This window comes from Brevundimonas sp. RM1 (assembly GCF_052907225.1).
The window spans coordinates 15,000-36,135 of sequence record NZ_JBRERY010000012.1; the positions used below are offsets into that span (position 1 = coordinate 15,000).

A 21,136-nucleotide genomic window follows, 5' to 3' on the forward strand; every position below is an offset into this window, starting at 1 on the left:
TTGCCGGAGCGGGGGGCGTTTTGCGTCAGCGGGCGGTCGCCTCGATCAGGACGCGGGCCTGGGCGACGGCCGCCTCGGTGGTCAGTTCGCCGGCCTGGACCTGATCGGCCAGCTTCATCAGGGGCGGGGCGGTGATGGCGCCGGTCTCGGCTTCCTCTGCGACGCGGACGCCGCCGTCGCGGGCGATGATTGCGTCCCAGGCGTCGCGCACGGCCGCCCAGTAACACTTCGTCGCCGCCCAGTAGTCGTCGCCCGCCTTGGGCGAGAAGGCGGTGGAGGCGTCATAGCTGTTGATGACGTCTTCCTGGACGATGGCGACCGGCTCGCCGCCGTCCTTGCCCGACAGCTTCATATTGTCCTGGATGTGGACCCAGCCGTCGTGTTTCAGGATGTGGCGGTTGACGCCCAGATAGCGGTCGTAGACCGGGTTGCGCACCGCGTCGCGGCGGGCCAGCGGCCGCCAGGTCGGGCCGGAGGTCCAGGCGCTTAAGCCGTTCTCATAGGTCCAGCGGCCGACGCCGCCGTAGCGTGGGGAATCGTCCGTCTGCCACACCGTCTGGGACCAGGCGCCCTGACGTTCGGCGGCGGGGACGGGCGTGGTGCGCCAGCTGTTGTCGCCGACATAGGTCAGGACGCTCTGCGGCTGATAGGTCCAGTCCTGGCGCCAGTGTTTGACGACGACGCTGTGGCCGCCGTGCTCCATCACCAGGATGTGCTGCAGGCTGATGCGGTCGCCGTTGTCATAGACCAGGCGGACGATCTCGGTCCCGCCGGAGAGCTGTTCCTCCAGCGGGTCGTAGTCGGCGCTGAAGCTGACGTTCTCGCGCATGTCGAAATGGACGCGGAACGCGCCGGCCTGGGCCAGGATCGACTGGCGGTCGCGTTCGAATTGAGGGCTGCGGGCGGGCGCGGCGGCTTGCGTCGATTGGGCGGCGGCGGCGGTCGCCAGGGCGGCGGGCGCGGCCCCGGTCAACAGGGCGGCGGCGAGCAGAATGGCGCGCATGGAAGGCTCCTTGGCGGCGGGTGATTTCAAGTCCGTCACAGGCGCACGCTCAGCGAAACGCCGACGTTGCGGCCCGGCTGGGTGAAGGCGTCCAGGGTTCCGGGGCTGGCGCCGACGGCGGGGCGGTTCAGCCCGCGCACGTCGCTCCACCAGGCGTATTTCTCGTCGAAGACGTTGAAGACGCCGGCGCGCAGGGTGGCCCGCTCAGCCACGTTCCAATAGGCGGTGACGTCCAGCAGGGTGAAGCGCTCGCCCGGCCAGCACAGGCCGCCGCCGCACTCGTGGTTTGACTTCTTGTCCGACCAGGTGACGGTGGCGCTCCCGCCCCAGACGCCCGAAGGCGCGGCGTAGTTCAGGCCGCCGACCAGCTTGATCGGATCGACGCTGGTCAGGGCGCCGCGCTCGCCCTCCGTCTCCTGTTCGCCGTCGGCGAAAGAGGCGGCGACGATGGTCGAGAAGCCGTTGTCCCAATGAATGTCGCCGCGCGCTTCCAGACCCCAGATCTTCACCGTGGTCAGGTTGACGTACTGATAGATCAGCGGATCGACGCCGGGACGGCCCGTGCCGCGCACCACCACCTGGTTGATGAAGTCGTCGTATTCCGTGCGGAAGGCCGTCGTCTGCAGCGACAGGTTCCCGCCGAAGAGGTCCAGGTTACGGAAGCGGAAGCCGCCCTCGATGCTCTCGCTGGTCTCGGGCTTCAGGTCCGGGTTGGGGATGGACTCATAGCCGAACACCGGGTTGGCGAAGAAGTTGTTCACCTGCATCGGCGAGGGCGCCTTGAAGCCCTGGGCGTAGTTGGCGAAGACGCCGAAATGGTCGTCGGCCCAGTAGATGGCGCCGATCTTGGGCGACAGGCGGCTGTCGCTCTGCTTCTCGGCGGCGGCGGGGAAGAGGGCGTCCTTCTTGGGCGTCAGCTCATACCAGTCGTAGCGCAGGGCCGGGATGATGCTGAGGCGGCCGCCCAGCAGGTCGATCTCGCCCTGAATGAACAGGCCCGCCAGGTCGAACTCGGTCTTAGGGAAGGGGCGAGCGGGGAAGGGCTCGCCCATCGGCGGGACCGTGCCGTCGCGGACGCCTTCCTGGGTCGTGCGCGACCAGTCGGCGCCGAAGGTGATCCGGTGGCGGACGGCCTCGCCGCCGAAGCTTTTGGACCCCTGCGCCGCCAGGCCCCAGACGGCATTGTCGAACGTCACGTCACGGGAGCGGTCGACCGCAGGCGTGCGGTCTTCATAGGTGAACTGGCGCGTGGTCGAATCCTGCCAGAAGGCGGCCACAGAACCGGAATCGAGACCCAGAACGTCATCGAAACGCCAGTCGAGGCTGACGCGATCACGCTGGGTCTCGTCATGAGCGGTCAGGCCGACGACAGTGGCCGAGTAGCTGCTCAGCGCCTCGCCATCCATCTCCTGATCGAAGTGGTCGTAGGTCAGGCGCAGGGTGTGATGATCGTTCACGTCCCAGACCAGCTTGGCCAGCACGGCGTTGGAGGCGAAGTCCTGGGGGTTGGGCTGGGTGCGGGCCGCGCCCACGCCGCCCGTCTCGGCCATGTTCTCGGTCTCCTGAGCGTCACGGCGGGTGTAGGCCAGCAGGCCCGAGAAGGCGCCGCTGCGCCCGGCCAGGGCCAGGCCCTCGGTCCAGCCCTCGTCGGCGGAGTTGTAGCCGACGCGCGCACGGGCGCCGAAGTTGCGGCCCGCCTCGATGAAGTCGGACGGGTCTTTCGAGGTGAAGCTGACGGCGCCGGCGATGCCGTCCGACCCATAGAGGGCCGAGGCCGGACCGCGCAGGATCTCGACCGACTTGACCAGATCCAGGTCGTTGTAGCCGCCGCGACCGACCGACTGGGCGCCGAAGGCGAAGCCGTCCGGCACGCGCACGCCGTCCTGAACGATCAGCACGCGATTGCCGCCCATGCCGCGGATGGTGAAGCCGGAATTGCCGTCGCGCCCGGCGCCCGAGAGGGCGGCCGAAAAACGGGCGGGGCTGGTCGGGACGCTGACGCCCGGCTCGAACCGGATCAGATCCTTGATGTCGGTGACGAGGTTGGTCTCGATCGTCTCGGCGGTGATGACGGTGACGCTGGCGGGCACCTCGTCGACGCGGCGCTCGGTGCGGGTGCCGACGACGGTGACCGGCGCCACGCGCACGGGCTCGTTCAGATCGATCGCATGGTCCTCGACGGCGGGCGCGGCGATGGCGGGAGCGGCGGCGGCGAGGGCGGTCAGCCCGACGGAAATCATGAGTAGCGAGCGCATCGGCGAAACCCCGGTTGAAACTGGGCTCGCTTTAATGCGAACGATTATCAGAATCAATCTTAGTCTTTTTGCCTCCTAATCGCTCCTGCTACGGTCACAATCGCGCCAACTCGTCGCTTTGACGCAAGCGCGTCATTTCCCTTAGGAAAAACTCTGGCAGAACGATGAGGCGCGATCCGCAGCCTTTCGGACGCCGTCCCAAAATCTTTCGGAGATGATCGACACGCCCGTGCCCGCCAGCTTCCTCCTGCTCGTCATCCTGCTCCTGCCCTTCATCGGGGCCATGATCGCCTCGGGTCTGCCGCGTCACGCACGGACCTCTGCGGCCGTCCTGTCGTGGATCATCGCCCTGATCAGCGTCGGCTGTCTGGCGGTGCTCTGGCCCAGGTTCCAGGACGGGGAGGTGCTGAAGCTGACCCTGGCCTGGTTGCCGTCGCTGGGGGTCAATCTGACCATTCGCCTGGACGGCCTGTCCTGGCTGTTCAGCGCCCTGATCCTGGGGATCGGCGCGCTCGTGGTCTTGTATGCGCGCTACTACATGTCGCCGAAGGATCCGGTGCCGCGCTTCTTCTCCTTCCTGCTGGCCTTCATGGGCGCCATGCAGGGCGTGGTGCTGTCGGGCAATCTGATCCAGCTGGTCGTCTTCTGGGAGCTGACCAGTCTCTTCTCCTTCCTGCTGATCGGCTACTGGCACCAGAACGCCTCGGCGCGCGAGGGCGCGCGCATGGCTCTGACCATCACCGCGACCGGCGGGGTCGCCCTGCTGGTCGGCATGATCCTGATCGGGCGCATCGTCGGCAGCTATGAGCTGGACGCCGTCATCGGCGCGCGCGACGTCATCCTGGCCAGCCCGATGTACCCTGTCGCCCTGGGGCTGATCCTGATCGGCGCCCTGACCAAGAGCGCCCAGTTCCCGTTCCACATCTGGCTGCCGCGCGCCATGGCGGCGCCGACGCCGGTCAGCGCCTATCTGCATTCGGCGACCATGGTGAAGGCGGGCGTCTTCCTGCTGATGCGGTTCTGGCCCGTCTTCGGCGAGACCGAGATGTGGTATTTCGTGGTCGGCGGCCTGGGCCTGACGACCCTGCTGGTCGGCGCCTGGTGCGCCATCTTCCAGCACGACCTGAAGGGCCTGCTGGCCTATTCGACCATCAGCCACCTGGGCCTGATCTGTCTGCTGCTGGGCCTGGGATCGGACCTGGGCGCCATCGCCGCCATCTTCCACACCATCAACCACGCCACCTTCAAGGCCTCGCTGTTCATGGCGGCGGGCATCATCGACCACGAGGCCGGCTCGCGCGACATGCGCAAGCTCAGCGGCCTGATCCGCTTCATGCCGATCACCGCCACCCTGGCCATGGTCGCCGCCGCCGCCATGGCGGGCGTGCCCCTGCTGAACGGCTTCCTGTCCAAGGAGATGTTCCTGGCCGAGGCCCTAGCCAGCACTCAGACCTCGGCGCTGAACCAGGCCCTGCCGGTGCTGGCGACCCTGGCGAGCGCCTTCAGCGTCCTCTATTCGCTGCGCTTCATCCATACGACCTTCTTCGGCCCGCCGCCGACCGAGCTGGATCGCGTCCCGCACGAGCCGCCGGGCTGGATGCGGCGTCCGATCGAGGTGCTGGTGGCCCTGTGTCTGCTGGTCGGCGTCTTTCCCGCCGTCACCGTCGGTCCCTTCCTGCGCAGCGCCGCCGTGACCATGCTGGGCTTCGACCTGCCCTACTACAGCCTGGCCCTGTGGCACGGCTTCAACCTGCCGCTGCTGCTCAGCGTCATCGCCATGGCGGGCGGGATCGGCCTCTACGCCGTGTTCGGCAAGGCGCTGAACGCCAATCCGCGCGGCGGCCCCTGGGGCATGAAGCGGCTCAACGGCGGCTATCTGTTCGAGCGGTCCCAGGTCATCCTGATGGACCTGTCGCAGTGGATCGTGCGCTGGCTGGGCGCGCAGCGCCTGCAGCCGCAACTGCGCCTGATCCTGCTGACGGCCCTGCTGTCGGCGGTCGTTGCGGCGGCGGGCGGCTTCGTCCTGACCTGGCCCGAGTTCCGCGTTCCCCAAGCGCACAACCTGGCCTTCGCCGCCCTGTGGCTGGCGGGCGGGGCCTGCGCCCTGGCCGCCGCCTGGCAGGCCAAATATCACCGCCTGGCCGCCGTCATCCTGATGGGCGGGGCCGGCCTGGCCAGCTGTCTGACGTTCGTCTGGCTGTCGGCGCCCGATCTGGCCCTGACCCAGCTGGTGGTCGAGGTGGTGACGACGGTGCTGCTGCTGCTGGGCCTGCGCTGGCTGCCCAAGCGGCTGGCCGAGATCCATGTGCCCGAGTCTGAGCAGCGCCGCGCCCGCTGGCGCCGTCGTCTGGACCGTGGGATCGCCGTCTGCGCCGGCGCCGGCGTGGCCCTGATCGCCTGGGCGGTCATGGTGCGCCCGCCGGTCGAAGGGGTGTCGCGCTTCTTCGTCGAGAAGGCCTATGAGGAGGCGGGCGGCCGCAACGTCGTCAACGTCATCCTGGTCGACTTCCGCGCCTTCGACACCTTCGGCGAGATCACCGTCCTGGGCGTCGTCGGCCTGACGGTGCTGGCCCTGCTGCGTCGCTTCCGCCCGGCCAGCGACAGCCTGTCCCAGCCGATGCAGAAGCGGGTGCAGGACGCCTCGGATCGCGCCCGCGAAGGCCGCACCGAGGGCGACACCCTCAGCGACACCATGCTGATCCCCGGCGTGGTGATGCGCTGGCTGTTCCCCTTCATCATCTTGCTGGCCGTGCACCTGTTCTTGCGCGGGCATGACCTGCCCGGCGGCGGCTTTGCGGCGGGGGTGGCGCTGTCGATCGCCTTCATCCTGCAATACATGTCGTCCGGCGCCCGCTGGGTGGAGGAGCGGCTGGAGATCCGCCCGATCATCTGGATCGGCGTCGGCCTGCTGCTGGCCGCGCTCAGCGGGGCGGTGGGCTGGATCTTCGATCAGCCCTTCCTGACCACCTATTTCCAGTACGCCGATCTGCCGCTGCTGGGCCGCGTGCCGCTGGCCAGCGCCGTCCTGTTCGACCTGGGCGTGGTGGTGCTGGTGGTCGGCGCCACGGTGCTGGTGCTGGTCGCCCTGGCTCACCAGTCGCTGCGCCGCGCGCGCATCGAGGAAGCCGAGGCCGAAGCGGAAGCCGAGGCCGAGCAGAAGGGAGGGGCGCAATGACCCAGATCGTCCTAGCCCTGGCCATCGGCGTCCTGACCGGTTCGGGCGTGTGGCTGATGCTGCGCCCGCGCACCTTCCAGGTCATCATCGGCCTGTCGCTGGTCTCCTATGCGGTCAACCTGTTCATCTTCTCCATGGGGCGGCTGCGTTCGGCCGCGCCGCCGATCACCAGCAAGGGCGCGGAAGACCCGGCCCTCTACGCCGATCCGACGCCCCAGGCCCTGGTGCTGACGGCCATCGTCATCAGCTTCGCCCTGACGGCCCTGTTCCTGGTGGTGCTGCTGGCCTCGCGCGGCGAGACCGGCAGCGACCATGTCGACGGCCAGGAGGCGCCCGAATGACCGACTGGCAGGAACATCTGATCATCGGGCCGATCGTCCTGCCCATGGTCATCGCTGCGGCCATGCTGCTGTTCGACGAGCGCCGCCGCCTGCTGAAGGGCGGCCTCAGCCTGTTCGCCATGGCGGCCATCCTTGCCATGGCCCTGGCCCTGCTGCACGAGAGCGCGACCGGGGCGACGGGCGGGGGCGACACCGCACGCGTCTATCAACTGGGCGACTGGCCGGCGCCGTTCGGCATCGTCCTGGTGGCGGACCGTCTGTCGACCCTGATGGTGGCCCTGACCAGCGTCCTGGGCGCCTGCTCCATGATCTTCGCCCTGGCGCGCTGGGACCGAGCGGGGCCGCGTTTCCACGCACTGTTCCTGTTGCTGGTCATGGGGGTCAACGGGGCCTTCCTGACGGGCGACCTGTTCAATCTCTTCGTCTTCTTCGAGATCATGCTGGCGGCCTCCTACGGCCTGGCGCTGCATGGGTCGGGCGAGGCGCGCATCCGGGCGGGCCTGGCCTATATCGCCGTCAACCTGACGGCCTCCATGCTGTTCCTGATCGGGGTCAGCCTGATCTACGGCGTGACTGGCACCCTCAACATGGCCGATCTGGCCGTGCGCATCCCCCAGATCGCCGAGGCGGACCGGGGCCTGTTCCACGTCGGCGCGGCCGTCCTGGGCGTGGCCTTCCTGACCAAATGCGCCATGTGGCCGCTGGGCTTCTGGCTGACCACCACCTATTCGGCGGCCAGCGCCCCGGCGGCGGCCGTCTTCGCCATCCTGTCCAAGGTCGGCGCCTATGTGATCATCCGCCTCAGCTTCCTGCTGTTCGCGCCGGACAGCGGCGCCTCGGCCGGGTTCGGTCAGTTGTGGATTTTGCTGGGCGGGCTGGCGACCATCGGCTTCGGCACCGCCGGGATGATCGCCGCGCGCGACCTGTCGATCGCCGCCGCCTACGCCGTCATCGTCTCGTCGGGCACGGTGCTGGCGGCCGTCGGCATCGGCAACGCCGATGTCCTGGGCGGAGCGGTCTTCTACCTGGTCGGCTCGACCCTGGCCTGCGGCGCCCTGTTCATGCTGGCCGAGGTGCTGAACCGGGGCCAGGATCCCGGCGCGCGTTCGGGCCGCGCCGTGTTCGAGGATGAATATATCGACCCCTTTGACGACGAAGAGCGCAACGAGCCCGGTCTCGTCATCCCGGCGGCCGTGGCGGCCCTGGGCGGCGCCTTCCTGATCTCGACCCTGATGATCGCGGGCCTGCCGCCGCTGGCGGGCTTCATCGGCAAGCTGGCGATGATGGACGCCCTGTCGGGCGTCGGCGGCTGGGCGGGCTACACGGTGATCGCGGCCTTGTCCCTGGCGTCGCTGGGCGCCCTGATCGGGCTGACCCGCCTGGGCATGGCGGCCCTGTGGGCGCGGGACGACGACGCCGAGCCGGCGGTCGTGGTCGGCGCCGCCGAGGGCGTGGCCATCGCGGGCCTGCTGGCGGCCTGCATCTTCCTGGCGATCTTCGGCGAGGCGGGCTTCGCCTACGCCGACCACACGGCCGACTGGCTGGTGCGGCCCGACGCCTATGTGCGCGCAGTGCTGGGAGGCGGCTCATGATCCGGGCGGTCCTGCCGCACCCCATCCTGTCGCTGGCCCTGTTCGGGGCCTCGCTGTTGCTCAGCGGGTCGGCCGCGCCGCCGTCCCTGGCGCTGGCCCTGCTGATGGCCCTGGCCGCGCCCCACATCATGCGCGCTCTGGAGGTCGAACCGGTTCGCGTCAGAAAGCCGCTGACCCTGTTGAGCTTCGCCGTGGTGGTGATGCGCGACATCATCCGGTCGAACTGGGAGGTCGCCCTGGTCGTGCTGGGACTGAACGCCTCCCGCGACAGCCGCGTCTCGGGCTTTGTCCATATTCCGCTGGAGATGCGCGACCGCTACGGCCTGGCTGTGCTGGCGGTGATCATCACCAGCACGCCGGGCACCATCTGGGTCGAGTATGAGGACGCGACGGGCGTGCTCCTGCTGCACATCCTCGACCTGCGGGAGGGCGACGACTGGGAGGACCGCATTAAGAACCGCTATGAGCGCCGCCTGATGGAGATCTTCGAATGAGCGGCGCCGTCTTCTACTGGGCGCTGGTTCTGGCGCAGCTGTTCCTGGCCGGTGCGGCCCTGATCGGCGTCTGGCGCATCGCCAAGGGGCCGCGCGCCCAGGACCGCATCCTGGGCCTGGACACCCTCTATCAGGCGGGGATGCTGCTGATCGTCGCCTTCGGGGTGCGGACGGGCAGCCATCTGTATTTCTATGCGGCGGTGATCATCGGCATGCTGGGCTTCACCTCCTCGGTCGCCCTGGCCAAATTCCTGATGCGCGGCGAGGTGATCGAATGAGCGGCTTTCCCGCAAACGTCCCGGCCTGGGCGGCGCTGCTGGCGGCGGGGCTGGTGTTGGCCGGTTCCGGCCTGACCTTCATCGGCGCATTAGGCCTGGTGCGGCTCAAGACCTTCTACGAGCGGGTTCACGCCCCGACGCTGGGGGCGACGCTGGGCATGTTCCTGATCCTGGGCGGATCGGTGGTCTATTTCACCGCGGCCGAGGGGCGGTTCATGCCGGTCGAGCTGCTGGTGGCGGTCTTCTTCACGGTGACGACGCCGGTGACGCTGATCATCCTGGCGCGCGCGGCCCTGTTCCGCGACCGGACCGATCGTTCCGGCGAAGGGGTTCGGGTGCCGCTGGAGGGCGAATGCGCCGGCGTGGTCCGCACGCCGCCCGACCTGACGGCTATTGATCCTCGTCGAAGCGACGCGCCACAAGGTCGGTAAGGGCGGCGACGGCCTCGGCGGCGTCCGGCCCCTCGGCCTTGACCTCGACGCCGCAGCCGATCCCGGCGCCCAGCATCAGCAGGCCCATGATCGAGCGGGCGTCCACGGTCACGCCGTCGCGCGTCACCTGGATCTCGGATTCGAACTCGGAGGCCAGTTTGACGAATTTGGCTGAGGCGCGGGCGTGCAGGCCGCGCTGGTTGCAGATGTTCAGCACCGCCTGGGCGGAAGGGGCGACGTCGCTCATTTCTCGCCCGCCAGCACCCACGACGCCACCGAGATGTATTTGCGGCCCGCATCCTGAGCGTGGGCCACGCAGGCCTCCAGCGTCTCGCGGCCGCGCACGCTGGCCAGCTTGATCAGCATGGGCAGGTTCAGCCCGGCGATGACCTCGGCGCCGGTCTGCTCCATCACCGAGATGGCCAGGTTGGACGGCGTGCCGCCGAACATGTCGGTCAGCAGGATGACGCCCTCGCCTTCATCGACGGCGGCGGCGGCGTCGACGATGTCGCGGCGGCGCCGCTCCATGTCGTCTTCAGGGCCGATGCAGATGGCGGCGACGCCGCGCTGCGGCCCCACCACGTGCTCCATCGCCGACAGGAATTCGGAGGCCAGGCCCCCGTGGGTGACGATCACCAGCCCGATCATATAGGCTTCACCAAAGACATCCCCAGCTCGCCTCGACGAGCGACAAGCCTCGTTTCATAGGGCAATCGCGGCGCGGATCAAAGGGCGCCGTCGTCGCGCCCTAACGGACGCTTTGCGACGAGCGCCATCGCCGCCGCCACGACCAGGGGCGCCGAGGCCGGACGCGGGTCCAGAACCAGGCGCGCAATAGCGATTCCGTCGATCACGTCCTGGTCCGCTTCGGGCATCCGCTCGACCGGTTCATGGGTCAGGTGCAGCGACAGGGTGATCCGCGTCAGGGGCAGGAAAGGCCGGCTGACGACGCCCAGGCCGCGCACCTCCATCCGTCCGGCGATGGTCGCGGGCGCGGCGGCGTAGAGGGCGTCCTTGCAGGCGAAAACCTCGACCCAGTCATCGCCGACCAGCCGCCAGCCGTTCTGCATTAGCCGCAGGGCCAGGTCGCTCTTGCCCGCGCCGGATCGTCCCTGAATCAGCACGCCGCGCCAGGCGCCGTCGAGGCGGGTGGCGACGACGGTGGCGTGCAGGGGCTGGCGCGGCGCGGTCATGAGCGTCGGATCACGGGCGCTTGCCCGTCGCCGGCAACCGCACCTCGAAGCGGGCGCCGACCACGGCGCCGTCCGGGCCGGTGCGGTTCTCGGCGTGGACATGCCCGCCGTGGGCGTCGATGATCTGGCGCACGATGGCCAGGCCCAGGCCTGAGTTGGCGCCGAAGGCCGTGCCCTTGGGCCGCGAGGTGTAGAAGCGCTCGAACACCGTCTCCAGGTTGTCGGCCGGGATGCCGGGGCCGTCGTCCTCGACGCGGACGCGCAGGGGCAGGTCGGGCTGGCTGTCGTCACGCTCCAGGCTCACCCGCACTTCGCCGTCGGGCGGGCTGAAGGAGCGGGCGTTGTCGATCAGGTTGCGGAACACCTGCCCCAGAGGAATGTCGCGGCCGATGACGCGGGCGCTGTCGGCGGTCGAGACGAAGCGCACCGGGGGCTCGCCCGGCTTCTGTCCGGCCTCATAGACGCCGATGATGTCGCCCAGCAGCTCCTTCAGATCGATGGCGCGCGGGCGGTCGCGCGACAGTTCGGCGTCCAGGCGCGAGGCGTTGGAGATGTCGGTGATCAGGCGATCCAGCCGCCGCACGTCCTGCTGCAGCAGATTGGTCAGGCGGGCCCGCTGCTCATCGGTCTTGACCAGGGGCAGGGTCTCCAGCGCCGAACGGATCGAGGTCAGGGGGTTCTTGATCTCGTGGCTGACGTCGGCGGCGAACCGCTCGATGGCGTCCATGCGCGTCGACAGGGTGTCGGTCATGGATTCAAGCGCGCGGGCCAGATCGCCGATCTCGTCGCGACGATCCTCGAGGTCGGGCAGGGAGATGGCGCGGGCGCGCTGCAGGCGCACCTGATCCGCCGCCGCCGACAGCCGCATCACCGGCCGCGCCACGAACAGGTGCAGCACCAGCGACGCCAGCAGGTTCACCGCCAACGCCACCAGGGCGAAGGGCATCAGGGCGCGGCGTTGCGCGTCCAAGGTGGCGTTGACGTCGCCGGCTTCCAGGGTCAGCACGCCCAGCACCTGTTGCACATGGCGCACGGGCAGGGAGACGGAGACGACGCGCTCGCCCTCTTCGTTGCGGCGGATGGCGGCCTGAGGCGTGCCCTGCAGGGCGCGCTCGACCTCGGCCGACAGTTCCGCATCGGCGCGGGCCAGGCGCGCGGTCTCGCGCGGCGACGGTTCGGACGGCGCCAGGGCCGTGCCTGCCGGGTTGGCCGGGGGCAGAGGGGCGCCGGGAATGGTGTCGCTGACCCGGAAGGAGTCCGACACTTCGATGCCGTCCATGTCGAACAGTCGGGCGCGCTGGCCCGCCGGGATGAAGTTGTCGCGCAGCCACAGGGCGGCCGCGCGATCGTCCAGCATGGGATAGGGGTCGCCCTGGGTGATGCCCAGTTCGCCCAGGACGTTGGCCAGCAGTTCGGCCTGGACGCCGAGCGATTCCTGGCGCGCCTCAATCAGACCGCGCCGCCACTCGTTGAGCAGCAGGGCGCCGCCGAACAGAATCAGCAGGCTGAGAAGATTGAGGGCCAGAATGAAGCCGCCCAGGCGCGACCCGCCGAAGCGGAATCGGCGCCGCGCCGGGGCGTCTTCAGGTTCAGCTCTCGCGGTAGCGGTATCCGACGCCATACAGGGTCTCGATAGCGTCGAACTCGGGGTCGACCATGCGGAACTTCTTTCGCATCCGTTTCACATGGCTGTCGATGGTGCGGTCGTCGACATAGACCTGATCGTCATAGGCGGCGTCCATCAGATTGTCGCGGCTCTTCACGAAGCCGGGGCGCTGGGCCAGGGCCTGCAGCAGCAGGAACTCGGTGACGGTCAGCTTCACCGGCTTGCCGTCCCAGGTCGATTCGTGGCGCGCCGGGTCCATCGACAGCTTGCCGCGCTTGATCGCCTTGCCGGCTTCGACGGCGGCGGGATCGACGGGGTCCAGACCTTCCACGCCCGCGCGGCGCAGCAGGGCCTTCACCCGCTCGATCAGCAGGCGTTGGCTGAAGGGTTTGTGGATATAGTCGTCGGCGCCGAGGTTGAAGCCGAGGATCTCGTCGATCTCCTCGTCCTTGGACGTCAGCATGATGACCGGAATGCTGGAGGTCTGGCGCAGGCGGCGCAGCACTTCCATGCCGTCCATGCGGGGCATCTTGACGTCCAGGATGGCCAGGTCCGGCGGGGTGGTCTCCAGCGCTTCCAGGCCCGAGGCGCCGTCGTGATAGGCGGTCACCGTATGGCCGTGGCTTTCCAGCGCCAGTGAGACGGAGGCCACGATGTTCTCGTCGTCGTCGACCAGGGTGATGTTAGCCAAGGGCTTCTCCTTAGTGCGGGCGGGGCGATCGCGTGATCGGCCGCCGTATCCGGTAACGCACGGCAAGCGTAACCGTTCTATGCATTCGCGGTGACTTTACGGCCACCGCAAAATGGTTTGCGCGACTCTGCCTTTCAACCCGTGTGAGGAAAAGACGAAACCTCGCCTTAAAGCCTGGAAAGTCAGAATAGCCGTCTCGCTGTCCACGAAGGCGCCATGGCTGGTCCCGTTCACTACGAAATCTACATCCGCCGCACGCCGCCGGACGACTGGTCCCTGTCGCAGGCGATGGAGGACCGCCGCCGCGCCATGGAGACGGCCGAGGATCTGATGCGCGACCGTCAGGCCGTGGCCGTGCGCGTCACCAAGGAGACCCTGGACCCCGAGACCATGGAGTTCGCCAGCGTCGTCGTCCTGACGCGAGGCGCGCCGGAGCTGAAGCGCAAGCGCCCGGCGCCGGTCGAACCGCGCGGCCCCGCCTGTCGCGGGGTGCAGGATCTCTACGCCCCCCATGCGCGCGAGACCATCGGCCGCATCCTGGAAGACTGGCTGGGTCGCCAGGGCGCGACGGCCTTCGAGCTGCTGCACCGGCCGGATCTGGCCGAACGGCTGGAAGCGTCGGGCGTGGAGCTGCAGCACGCCATCCAGAAGGTCGCCGTGCCTGAGGCCCAGGCCGTTCCCGGCCAATCGGTGCACGAACTGATGCGCCACTATCAGCGCCTGGCCGAACAGGCGATCGAGCGGCTGTTGAAGGCGGGCCGCAGCCGGACGTTCGCCGATCTGGAGACGCGATCCGTCGCTGATCTGGCGCGCAGCCTGACCGGCGCCGCGGACCGGGCCTTTCTCATGGGCGGGGCGGTGGCCGGATCGCTGCGCGGCCTGACGGGGGCGCGGGCGCGGCTGGAGCGGCTGATGGACATCTGCGATCGGGCGCCGATGGAGGGGCCGCCGCGCGCCCTGGTGTTCGTCGCGGTCGAGCAGATCCTGTGCGAGCTTCTGGGATCGCGCGCGGGCCTGGCCCAGATTCTCGGCCCCGGTCTGGATCAGGGCTCCAGCCTGGCGGCGGCCGTGCGCATGGTCGCTCCGCGCGAGGTGGGGGCCATCCTGGCTCATGACCCGCGCCTGACCCTGCTGGTGCCGCCGGTGGAAGGCCCGCCCGCGCGACTGGGCGAGCGGTTGGCGGCGGGCGAGTTCCCCCTGCTGGCGGCGGCCCTGGCGCGGATGGTGCTGCGCGAGCTGATGAGCCAGCGCCGCCTGCGGCCGGGCGACGCCGTGGGCGAGATCGACATCCTGCGCGCTTTGGCCACGGCCCTGACGGCCACGGCGGGGCGGCTGCTGACGCTGGAAGAGGTGCAGACCGCTTTCATCGAGCGCTCGCGCAGCCTGGTCGCCGCCGATTTCGTCGCCGCCTATGTCGCCGACTGCACGTCTATCCTGGCCGAGGCCGAGCGCCTGACCCGCCTGTGCGAGAACGTCACCGGCGGCGCCAACAAGCGGGCGGCGGCGCGCTGGCTGGACGCCTGCGTCGCCTCCCTGCGCTTCGAGACCGAGTTGCGCGGCCGCCTGACGACCGAAGCCGCGCCGCCGGGGCAGCGTCTGCTGTCGCTGGTCATTCTGCAACGGGCGGTGCGCAACGCAGGTCTGCCCGAGCGCGAGACCCAGGCTGTCGTCGACGCCCTGGGGCTGGTCGGCGGCGCGGTCGAGGCCGACGCCCGGCTGACGATGCAGATCGCTCGCGCGCCGGCGCCGATCCCTCAGAAGCTGGCGGCCCTGCTGCGACTGGCGGCGGCCGAGACCGGTCCGACGGGCCCGGTCGCGGAGCGCGCGCGGGCCGAGGCCTTGCGTCTGCTGCGCGCGCCGGACACCCGCGCCGCCCTGGGGGCGGAGCCGCAGGCGGTGCTGACCTTGCGGCCCCTGATGCAGGCGGTCGGCCTGGTGGCCTGACCGCTCTTCGGCGTCAGTCGAAGATGTCGAAGATGTCCAGCCGCTTCTTCTTCTTGCGGTAGTGGTAGTCGTCGTCGCGGCGACGGTCGTGGTCATAGCGGTCGTCGCGATGACGCGGCGGCTCGCGATAGGTCGGCTGGCTTCCCCAGGGTTGTTGGGGCTGCGGCTGGGCCGGTTGCGGCGGCGGGGCGTAGGCAGGGGCGGCGGCGCGCCCTTCATCGCCGGCGGCGGCCATCAGCTTCTCCAGCTCGCCGCGATCCAGCCAGACGCCGCGGCAGGTCGGGCACATGTCGAACTGGACGCCGTGGCGGTCCAGCGTCTGCATGGGCGCATTGTCGTTCGGGCACATCAGCAGGGGCATGACATCCTCTTTCGTCGTTGAATGCGGTCCGACATCACGCCGCCGAAGCGCCGCCAGAGGGGCCCGTCCCGCTAGAGCAGAAGAGGTAGGGATCGCCCGCCTGCGCGACAACGCGCCGCGTCGCCGCAGGTTCTGTTTTCACGCCGTCAGCAGTGCTGGCCCGCCGCCCAGCCCGACGACCAGGCCCACTGGAAGTTGTAGCCGCCCAGCCAGCCGGTGACGTCCGCGACCTCGCCGATGAAGAACAAGCGGGGCACAGCCTTGGCCTCCATCGTCTGCTGGTCTAGGGCGGCGGTGTCGACCCCGCCCAGGGTGACCTCGGCGGTGCGATAGCCTTCGGATCCGACGGGCTTGACCGTCCAGGCGTTGATCCTTTCGGCCAGGGCGCGCAGCTTCTTGTCGCCGACCTCGGCCAGCTTGCCCGACAGGTTTTCGCGCGCGCACAGGGCCTCGGCCAGACGGCGCGGCACGACGTGGCCGACGGCCGTGTGGACCGCTTGCTTGCCGTTCTCGGTCTTGGCGGCCAGAATTTCAGCGGCCGCGTCCCGGTCGGGGGCCAGATCGACGGTGATCGCCTCACCCTCGCGCCAGTAGGAGCTGATCTGCAGGATCGACGGCCCCGATAGGCCGCGATGGGTGAACAGCAGGCCTTCGCGGAAGACGGTTTCCTTGGCCGGGCGGCCGGCGCCCGCATCCTTGGGCGCCTTGTGCCGCACCACGGCGTCGACCGACACGCCCGCCAGGGGCTTGAGCTGCTCCAGCAGCCCTGGCTCGAACGTCAGAGGAACGAGCGCGGGCCGGGTGTCGGTGACGCGAAGGCCGAAGCGCCGCGCGACTTCATAGCCCCAGCCGGTGGCCCCCATCTTGGGAATGGATTTGCCGCCGCTGGCTACGACCAGCGACGCCGCCGTCACGCGCGATCCGTCGTCCAGATCGACCTGAAACCGCTGGCCCGCGCGCTCCACCGCCTTGACGCCGAGGCCCAGAGACAGGGTGACGCCCGCCGCCTTCATCTCGTCTGTCAGCATGCGGATGATCTGTTTGGCGCTGTCGTCGCAGAACAGCTGGCCCAAGGTCTTTTCGTGCCAGGCGATGCCATGGCGATCGACCATCTTGATGAAGTCGTGCTGGGTGAAGCGGCGCAGGGCCGACAGGGCGAAACGCGGATTTTCGCCCAGAAAATTGGCGCCGCCGGTCCCCAGATTGGTGAAGTTGCAGCGCCCGCCGCCCGAGATGCGGATCTTTTCGCCGGGGGCGCGGGCGTGGTCGATCACGCGCACGCGGCGGCCGCGCTTGCCCGCCTCGATGGCGCACATCATGCCGGCCGCGCCGGCGCCGACGATCAGGACGTCGATGTCTGAAGACTTCATCGCCCCGCCCTAGCAGGCGGCGGGGCTTGAAGCGATGCCCTACAGGCCCAGCATGGCCCGATAGGTCGGATGCACCTGATCGGCGTATTCCGGGTGCTTCTTCAGATAGCCGGAGAAGAAGGGGCAGGTCGGCAGGATCAGCAGCTCTTTCGCCTTCAGATCGGCCAGCACGTGCTTGGCCATGCGGCTGGCGATGCCGCGTCCTTCCAGCGGGACAGGCACGATGGTCTCGGTGATCAGCCGGCCGCCCGCGACGGGGTTGTAGATGACCACGGCGGTCTCGCCGTCGACCTCCAGCTCGTAACGCTTGGCCTCTTCATTGTCGCGGATTTCGGGGTCCAGGCTCATGTCTCGTCCCTATTCAAAGATAAGCGGATTTAGTGCGCGTCGTCCCAGTTGCCGGCGGCCTTGGCTTCGACGTCCAGCGGCACGCTCAGGTCCACAGCGGGCAGGGCGGCGCCTTCCATGATGCGGCGGATGACGGCGACGGCGCGCTCGGCCTCGGCTTCGGGGGCCTCGAACACCAGTTCGTCGTGGACCTGCAGCAGCATGCGGGTCTGAAGCCCGGCCTCGGCCAGGGCGCCCGGCATGCGGATCATGGCGCGGCGGATGATGTCGGCGGCGGCGCCCTGGATCGGGGCGTTGATGGCCGCGCGCTCGCCGAACTGACGCTCGGCGCCGGACTTGGAGTGGATGGCCGGAATGTGGATGCGCCGCCCGAAAACGGTGGTGACGAAGCCCTGTTCCTTCACCAGCGCCTTGGTCCTGTCCATGTAGTCGCGGATGCCGGGGAAGCGCTCGAAATAGGTCTTGATGTAGGCCCCGGCCTCGCCTTGGTCGATGCCCAGCTGGGCGGCCAGGCCGAAGGCGCTGATGCCGTAGATGATACCGAAGTTGATGGCTTTGGCCCGGCGGCGCGTCTCGCTGGGCATGCCTTCGACCGGGACGCCGAACATCTCGGATGCGGTCGCCGCGTGAATGTCGAGGCCGCTCTTGAAGGCGCGCTTCAGCTCGGGGATGTCGCCGATGTGGGCCAGCAGGCGCAGCTCGATCTGGCTGTAGTCGGCGCTGATCAGCACATGGCCGGGCGAGGCGATGAAGGCCTGGCGGATCTGGCGGCCCGTCTCGGTGCGGATCGGGATGTTCTGCAGGTTGGGGTCGGACGAGGCCAGACGGCCGGTGGTCGCCGCCGCCAGCTGATAGGAGGTGTGGACCCGGTTCGTCTGCGGGTCCATCGCCGCCACCAGGGCGTCGGTATAGGTGCCCTTCAGCTTGGACAGCTGGCGCCAATCGAGGATGGTGCGGGGCAGGGGATGGTTCTGGGCCAGATCCTCCAGCACGCTGGCGTCGGTGCCCCATTGGCCGCTGGCGGTCTTCTTGCCGCCGGGCAGGTTCATTTCGCCGAACAGAATCTCGCCGATCTGGCGCGGGCTGCCGACGTTGAAGGGGCGACCGGCCAGTTTGTGCGCCTCTTCCTCCAGCTCGGCCATGCGCTGACCGAAGGTGGAGGACAAGGAGCGCAGCCGGTCCGGGTCGACCCGCACCCCGGCCCGCTCCATGTCGGCCAGGACGGCGGGCATGCCGCGCTCCAGCGTCTCATAGACATTCGACAGGCCCTCGGCCGCCAGGCGCGGCTTCAGCAGGCGATGCAGGCGCAGGGTCACGTCCGCGTCCTCGGCGGCGTAGCAGACGGCCGATTTCAGCTCGACGTGTTTGAAGCTCTTCTGGCTCTTGCCGGTCCCGGCCACGCTCTTGAACGGGATCGGCTCGTGGCCGAGGTGAAGCCGCGCCAGCTCGTCCATGCCGTGGCCGTGCAGACCGCCTTCGAGGACGTAGGAGATCAGCATCACATCGTCGATCGGGGCGACGCGAACGCCGCGCCGGGCCATGACGGCGAGGTCGTATTTGATGTTCTGGCCGACCTTCAGCACCGATGGGTCTTCCAGCAGGTCTTTCAGTCGAGTTAGGGCCGTCGGCTTGTCGATCTGTTGCAGGGGCGGGCGCGCGTCGCCGCCGTCGCCGAAGTCCAGCCCGCCGTCGCCGGTCGGCTCATGCTCATGCGTCAGGGGGATGTAGCAGGCCTCGTTCGACCCGACCGCCAGCGACACGCCGCACAGCCCGGCGTGGGTCGAGGACAGGGCGTCGGTCTCGGTGTCGAAGCCGACCACGCCCGCCGCCCTGGCCCGCGCGATCCAGCGGTCGAGGTCTTCCAGCGTCTGCACGCATTCATAGCGATCCCGATCGATCGCATGGGTCTCTGTCGGCGCGGCGACCTCGGTCTGGCCGTAGCGCGGGGTGGCGACGGGCGCGCTCGGCTGGCGGGTGAAGGCCGAGCCTTCCTTCTGCGGCGCCTTGCCGTCGCCGACGCGGCGGGCCAGCGATTTGAACTCCATCGTCTCCAGGAAGGCCGACAGGGTTTCAGGGTCCGGATCGCGGATCAGGAAGTCGTCGATCGGTTCAGGGATCGGCGCGTCGCAGGTCAGCTTCACCAGTTCGCGCGACAGGCGGATCTGGTCGGCGAAGTTGATCAGGGTCTCGCGGCGTTTGGGCTGTTTGATCTCGCTGGCGCGCGCCAGAAGCGTGTCGAGGTCGCCGTATTCGTGGATCAGCTGGGCCGCCGTCTTGGGGCCGATGCCGGGGGCGCCGGGGACGTTGTCGACGCTGTCGCCGATCAGGGCCTGAACCTCGACCACCTTGTCCGGCGTGACGCCGAACTTCTCGAACACGGCCTCTTCTTCCAGGCGCCGGTCCTTCATGGGATCGTACATGACCACGCCGTCGCCGATCAGCTGCATCAGATCCTTGTCGGAGCTGACGATCACCGCCTCGCCGCCCGCGTCGCGCGCCTGACAGGCATAGGTGGCGATCAGGTCGTCGGCCTCATAGCCCGCCATCTCGACGCAGTGGACGCCGAAGGCCTTGGTCGCCTCGCGCACCAGGGGAAACTGCGGCACCAGATCTTCGGGCGCCGGGGGGCGGTGGGCCTTGTATTGGTCATAGAGATCGTTGCGGAAGGTCTTCTCCGAATGGTCGAAGACGGCGACCAGGTGCGTCGGCCCGTCCTCGCCCTTCATGTCCTTCAGCAGCTTCCACAGCATGTTGCAGTAGCCCTGCACGGCCCCCACAGGCAGGCCGTCCGACTTGCGGGTCAGCGGCGGCAGGGCGTGATAGGCGCGGAAGATGTAGGCCGAGGCGTCGATCATCCACAGCCGCAGAGGCGGCCCGTCTTGCGTGAGGGGGCGGGCGGGGATTTCGGCGGGCGCGTCGGTCATGGCGCGAACATAGGGGGCGGCGACGCCCCCGTCATCCGGCCATGTGACGGATTAAGGCTGCCAGCCGCCCGGCGTTTCGGGGATGACATGTTCGCCCTCGTCCGAGACCTCGCCGCGGGTCTTCTTCACCTCGGCCCAGGCGGCGCGCAGCAGTTCGGTCACGCCCTCGCCCGAGACGCCGGACACCAGATAAGGCCGACGACCGGCGACCGCCTCCAGCTCCGCCGCCTTCTCCTCGCGAGCCTCGGGCGTCAGGGCGTCGATCTTGTTGAGCGCCAGGATCTCGGTCTTGTCGCCCAGACCCTCGCCATAGGCCTCCAACTCGCCGCGGATGATGCGATAGGCCTCGACCACGTCGTCCTGGGTGCCGTCGATCAGGTGGATCAGGCTGGCCGAGCGCTCGACGTGGCCTAGGAAGCGGGTGCCCAGCCCGGCGCCCTCGCTGGCGCCTTCGATCAGGCCGGGGATGTCGGCGATGACGAAGCGTTCCGACGGGCTCAGGTCCACCATGCCCAGGTTCGGCGTCAGGGTGGTGAAGGGATAGTCCGCCACCTTGGGCCGCGCCGCCGAGACGGCCGACAGGAAGGTCGACTTGCCCGCATTGGGCAGGCCCGCCAGGCCGATATCGGCGATCAGCTTCAGCCGCAGCCAGATCCAGCGCTCCTGGCCTTCCTGGCCGGGGTTGGCGTGGCGCGGCGCCTGGTTGACCGGCCCCTTGAAGCGGGTGTTGCCCCAGCCGCCGTTGCCGCCGGACAGCAGCTTCACCTTCATGCCCGGCTCGTCCAGATCGACGAGCACCGTCTCCTTGTCCTCGTCCAGCACCTGGGTGCCGACGGGCACGCGCAGGACCACGTCCTCGCCCTTGGCCCCGTGCATCTGGCGGCCCTGGCCGTGGTTGCCGGTCGCGGCCTTGAAATGCTGCTGATAGCGGAAGTCGATCAGGGTGTTCAGCCCGTCGGCCGACTCGACCCAGACGTCGCCGCCCTTGCCGCCGTCGCCGCCGTCGGGACCGCCGTTGGGAATGAATTTTTCGCGACGGAACGAGACGGAGCCCGCGCCGCCGTTGCCGGAGCGAATATAGATCTTGGCCTGATCGAGGAACTTCATGGGCGCCTTATGGCCCAGAAGCG

At 69.0% G+C, this 21,136-nt stretch carries 19 protein-coding genes; 7 read left to right on the top strand and 12 right to left on the bottom strand.

Annotation, left to right across the window (positions count from 1 at the left end):
• Positions 1-25 precede the first annotated feature (25 nt).
• Both ACU5AP_RS11625 and ACU5AP_RS11630 read right to left on the bottom strand, forming a co-directional pair.
• Positions 26-1,003 (bottom strand): DUF6607 family protein, encoded by a 978-nt coding sequence (locus ACU5AP_RS11625; RefSeq protein ID WP_128719309.1) that lies wholly within the window; start codon positions 1,001-1,003, stop codon positions 26-28.
• A gap of 35 nt (positions 1,004-1,038) precedes the next feature.
• The gene (locus ACU5AP_RS11630) at positions 1,039-3,258 is read right to left on the bottom strand and encodes a TonB-dependent hemoglobin/transferrin/lactoferrin family receptor (protein WP_446681267.1); all 2,220 of its coding nucleotides are present in this window, start codon (positions 3,256-3,258) and stop codon (positions 1,039-1,041) included.
• Positions 3,259-3,472: 214 nt separating this feature from the next.
• On the opposite strand from ACU5AP_RS11630, the gene ACU5AP_RS11635 reads away from it, so the two are divergent.
• From ACU5AP_RS11635 to mnhG, 6 genes are read left to right on the top strand one after another with little or no spacing between them, the layout of a single operon-like run.
• Positions 3,473-6,433: a monovalent cation/H+ antiporter subunit A gene (locus tag ACU5AP_RS11635; RefSeq protein ID WP_446681268.1), complete on the top strand. Its 2,961-nt coding sequence runs from the start codon at positions 3,473-3,475 to the stop codon at positions 6,431-6,433.
• Positions 6,430-6,774, top strand: a complete 345-nt coding sequence (locus ACU5AP_RS11640; RefSeq protein WP_003164218.1) for a Na+/H+ antiporter subunit C — start codon at positions 6,430-6,432, stop codon at positions 6,772-6,774. Before ACU5AP_RS11635 ends, ACU5AP_RS11640 begins: the two co-directional genes overlap by 4 nt.
• Entirely contained in the window at positions 6,771-8,366 is a 1,596-nt protein-coding gene (locus ACU5AP_RS11645) for a monovalent cation/H+ antiporter subunit D (protein WP_440229285.1), read from the top strand. The genes ACU5AP_RS11640 and ACU5AP_RS11645 overlap by 4 nt, the downstream gene beginning before the upstream one ends.
• Positions 8,363-8,860: a Na+/H+ antiporter subunit E gene (locus ACU5AP_RS11650; RefSeq protein ID WP_003164216.1), complete on the top strand. Its 498-nt coding sequence runs from the start codon at positions 8,363-8,365 to the stop codon at positions 8,858-8,860. The genes ACU5AP_RS11645 and ACU5AP_RS11650 overlap by 4 nt, the downstream gene beginning before the upstream one ends.
• Positions 8,857-9,138, top strand: coding sequence for a K+/H+ antiporter subunit F (locus ACU5AP_RS11655; RefSeq protein WP_003164215.1), 282 nt, complete (start codon positions 8,857-8,859; stop codon positions 9,136-9,138). Before ACU5AP_RS11650 ends, ACU5AP_RS11655 begins: the two co-directional genes overlap by 4 nt.
• The gene (mnhG, locus tag ACU5AP_RS11660) at positions 9,135-9,569 is read left to right on the top strand and encodes a monovalent cation/H(+) antiporter subunit G (RefSeq protein ID WP_046654396.1); all 435 of its coding nucleotides are present in this window, start codon (positions 9,135-9,137) and stop codon (positions 9,567-9,569) included. Before ACU5AP_RS11655 ends, mnhG begins: the two co-directional genes overlap by 4 nt.
• Here the strand turns inward: mnhG and ACU5AP_RS11665 are convergent.
• The 5 genes from ACU5AP_RS11665 to ACU5AP_RS11685 form a co-directional block, all read right to left on the bottom strand.
• Entirely contained in the window at positions 9,529-9,816 is a 288-nt protein-coding gene (locus ACU5AP_RS11665; RefSeq protein WP_087139155.1) for an HPr family phosphocarrier protein, read from the bottom strand. The genes mnhG and ACU5AP_RS11665 overlap by 41 nt on opposite strands.
• On the bottom strand, positions 9,813-10,217 hold the full coding sequence (locus tag ACU5AP_RS11670) for a PTS sugar transporter subunit IIA (protein ID WP_003164212.1): 405 nt from the start codon (positions 10,215-10,217) through the stop codon (positions 9,813-9,815). Before ACU5AP_RS11670 ends, ACU5AP_RS11665 begins: the two co-directional genes overlap by 4 nt.
• Positions 10,218-10,294: 77 nt before the next feature.
• The gene (locus ACU5AP_RS11675) at positions 10,295-10,762 is read right to left on the bottom strand and encodes an HPr kinase/phosphorylase (RefSeq protein WP_128719312.1); all 468 of its coding nucleotides are present in this window, start codon (positions 10,760-10,762) and stop codon (positions 10,295-10,297) included.
• A 10-nt stretch (positions 10,763-10,772) separates the two neighbouring features.
• Positions 10,773-12,383, bottom strand: coding sequence for an ATP-binding protein (locus ACU5AP_RS11680; RefSeq protein WP_046654401.1), 1,611 nt, complete (start codon positions 12,381-12,383; stop codon positions 10,773-10,775).
• Positions 12,352-13,059, bottom strand: a complete 708-nt coding sequence (locus tag ACU5AP_RS11685) for a response regulator transcription factor (protein ID WP_003164209.1) — start codon at positions 13,057-13,059, stop codon at positions 12,352-12,354. Before ACU5AP_RS11685 ends, ACU5AP_RS11680 begins: the two co-directional genes overlap by 32 nt.
• A gap of 216 nt (positions 13,060-13,275) precedes the next feature.
• On the opposite strand from ACU5AP_RS11685, the gene ACU5AP_RS11690 reads away from it, so the two are divergent.
• Entirely contained in the window at positions 13,276-15,003 is a 1,728-nt protein-coding gene (locus ACU5AP_RS11690) for a hypothetical protein (protein WP_446681269.1), read from the top strand.
• A gap of 13 nt (positions 15,004-15,016) precedes the next feature.
• On the opposite strand, the gene ACU5AP_RS11695 is transcribed toward ACU5AP_RS11690, so the two are convergent.
• The 5 genes from ACU5AP_RS11695 to obgE form a co-directional block, all read right to left on the bottom strand.
• Positions 15,017-15,364: a TFIIB-type zinc ribbon-containing protein gene (locus ACU5AP_RS11695; protein ID WP_128719314.1), complete on the bottom strand. Its 348-nt coding sequence runs from the start codon at positions 15,362-15,364 to the stop codon at positions 15,017-15,019.
• Positions 15,365-15,510: 146 nt separating this feature from the next.
• Entirely contained in the window at positions 15,511-16,734 is a 1,224-nt protein-coding gene (locus ACU5AP_RS11700; RefSeq protein ID WP_128719315.1) for an NAD(P)/FAD-dependent oxidoreductase, read from the bottom strand.
• Between the two features lie 39 nt (positions 16,735-16,773).
• On the bottom strand, positions 16,774-17,082 hold the full coding sequence (locus ACU5AP_RS11705; protein WP_003164207.1) for a GNAT family N-acetyltransferase: 309 nt from the start codon (positions 17,080-17,082) through the stop codon (positions 16,774-16,776).
• A 29-nt stretch (positions 17,083-17,111) separates the two neighbouring features.
• The gene (gene polA / locus ACU5AP_RS11710) at positions 17,112-20,006 is read right to left on the bottom strand and encodes a DNA polymerase I (RefSeq protein WP_128719316.1); all 2,895 of its coding nucleotides are present in this window, start codon (positions 20,004-20,006) and stop codon (positions 17,112-17,114) included.
• 51 nt (positions 20,007-20,057) lie between these two features.
• A complete protein-coding gene (gene obgE, locus ACU5AP_RS11715; RefSeq protein ID WP_128719317.1) occupies positions 20,058-21,113 on the bottom strand; it encodes a GTPase ObgE in 1,056 nt (351 codons plus the stop codon).
• Positions 21,114-21,136: the final 23 nt, after the last annotated feature.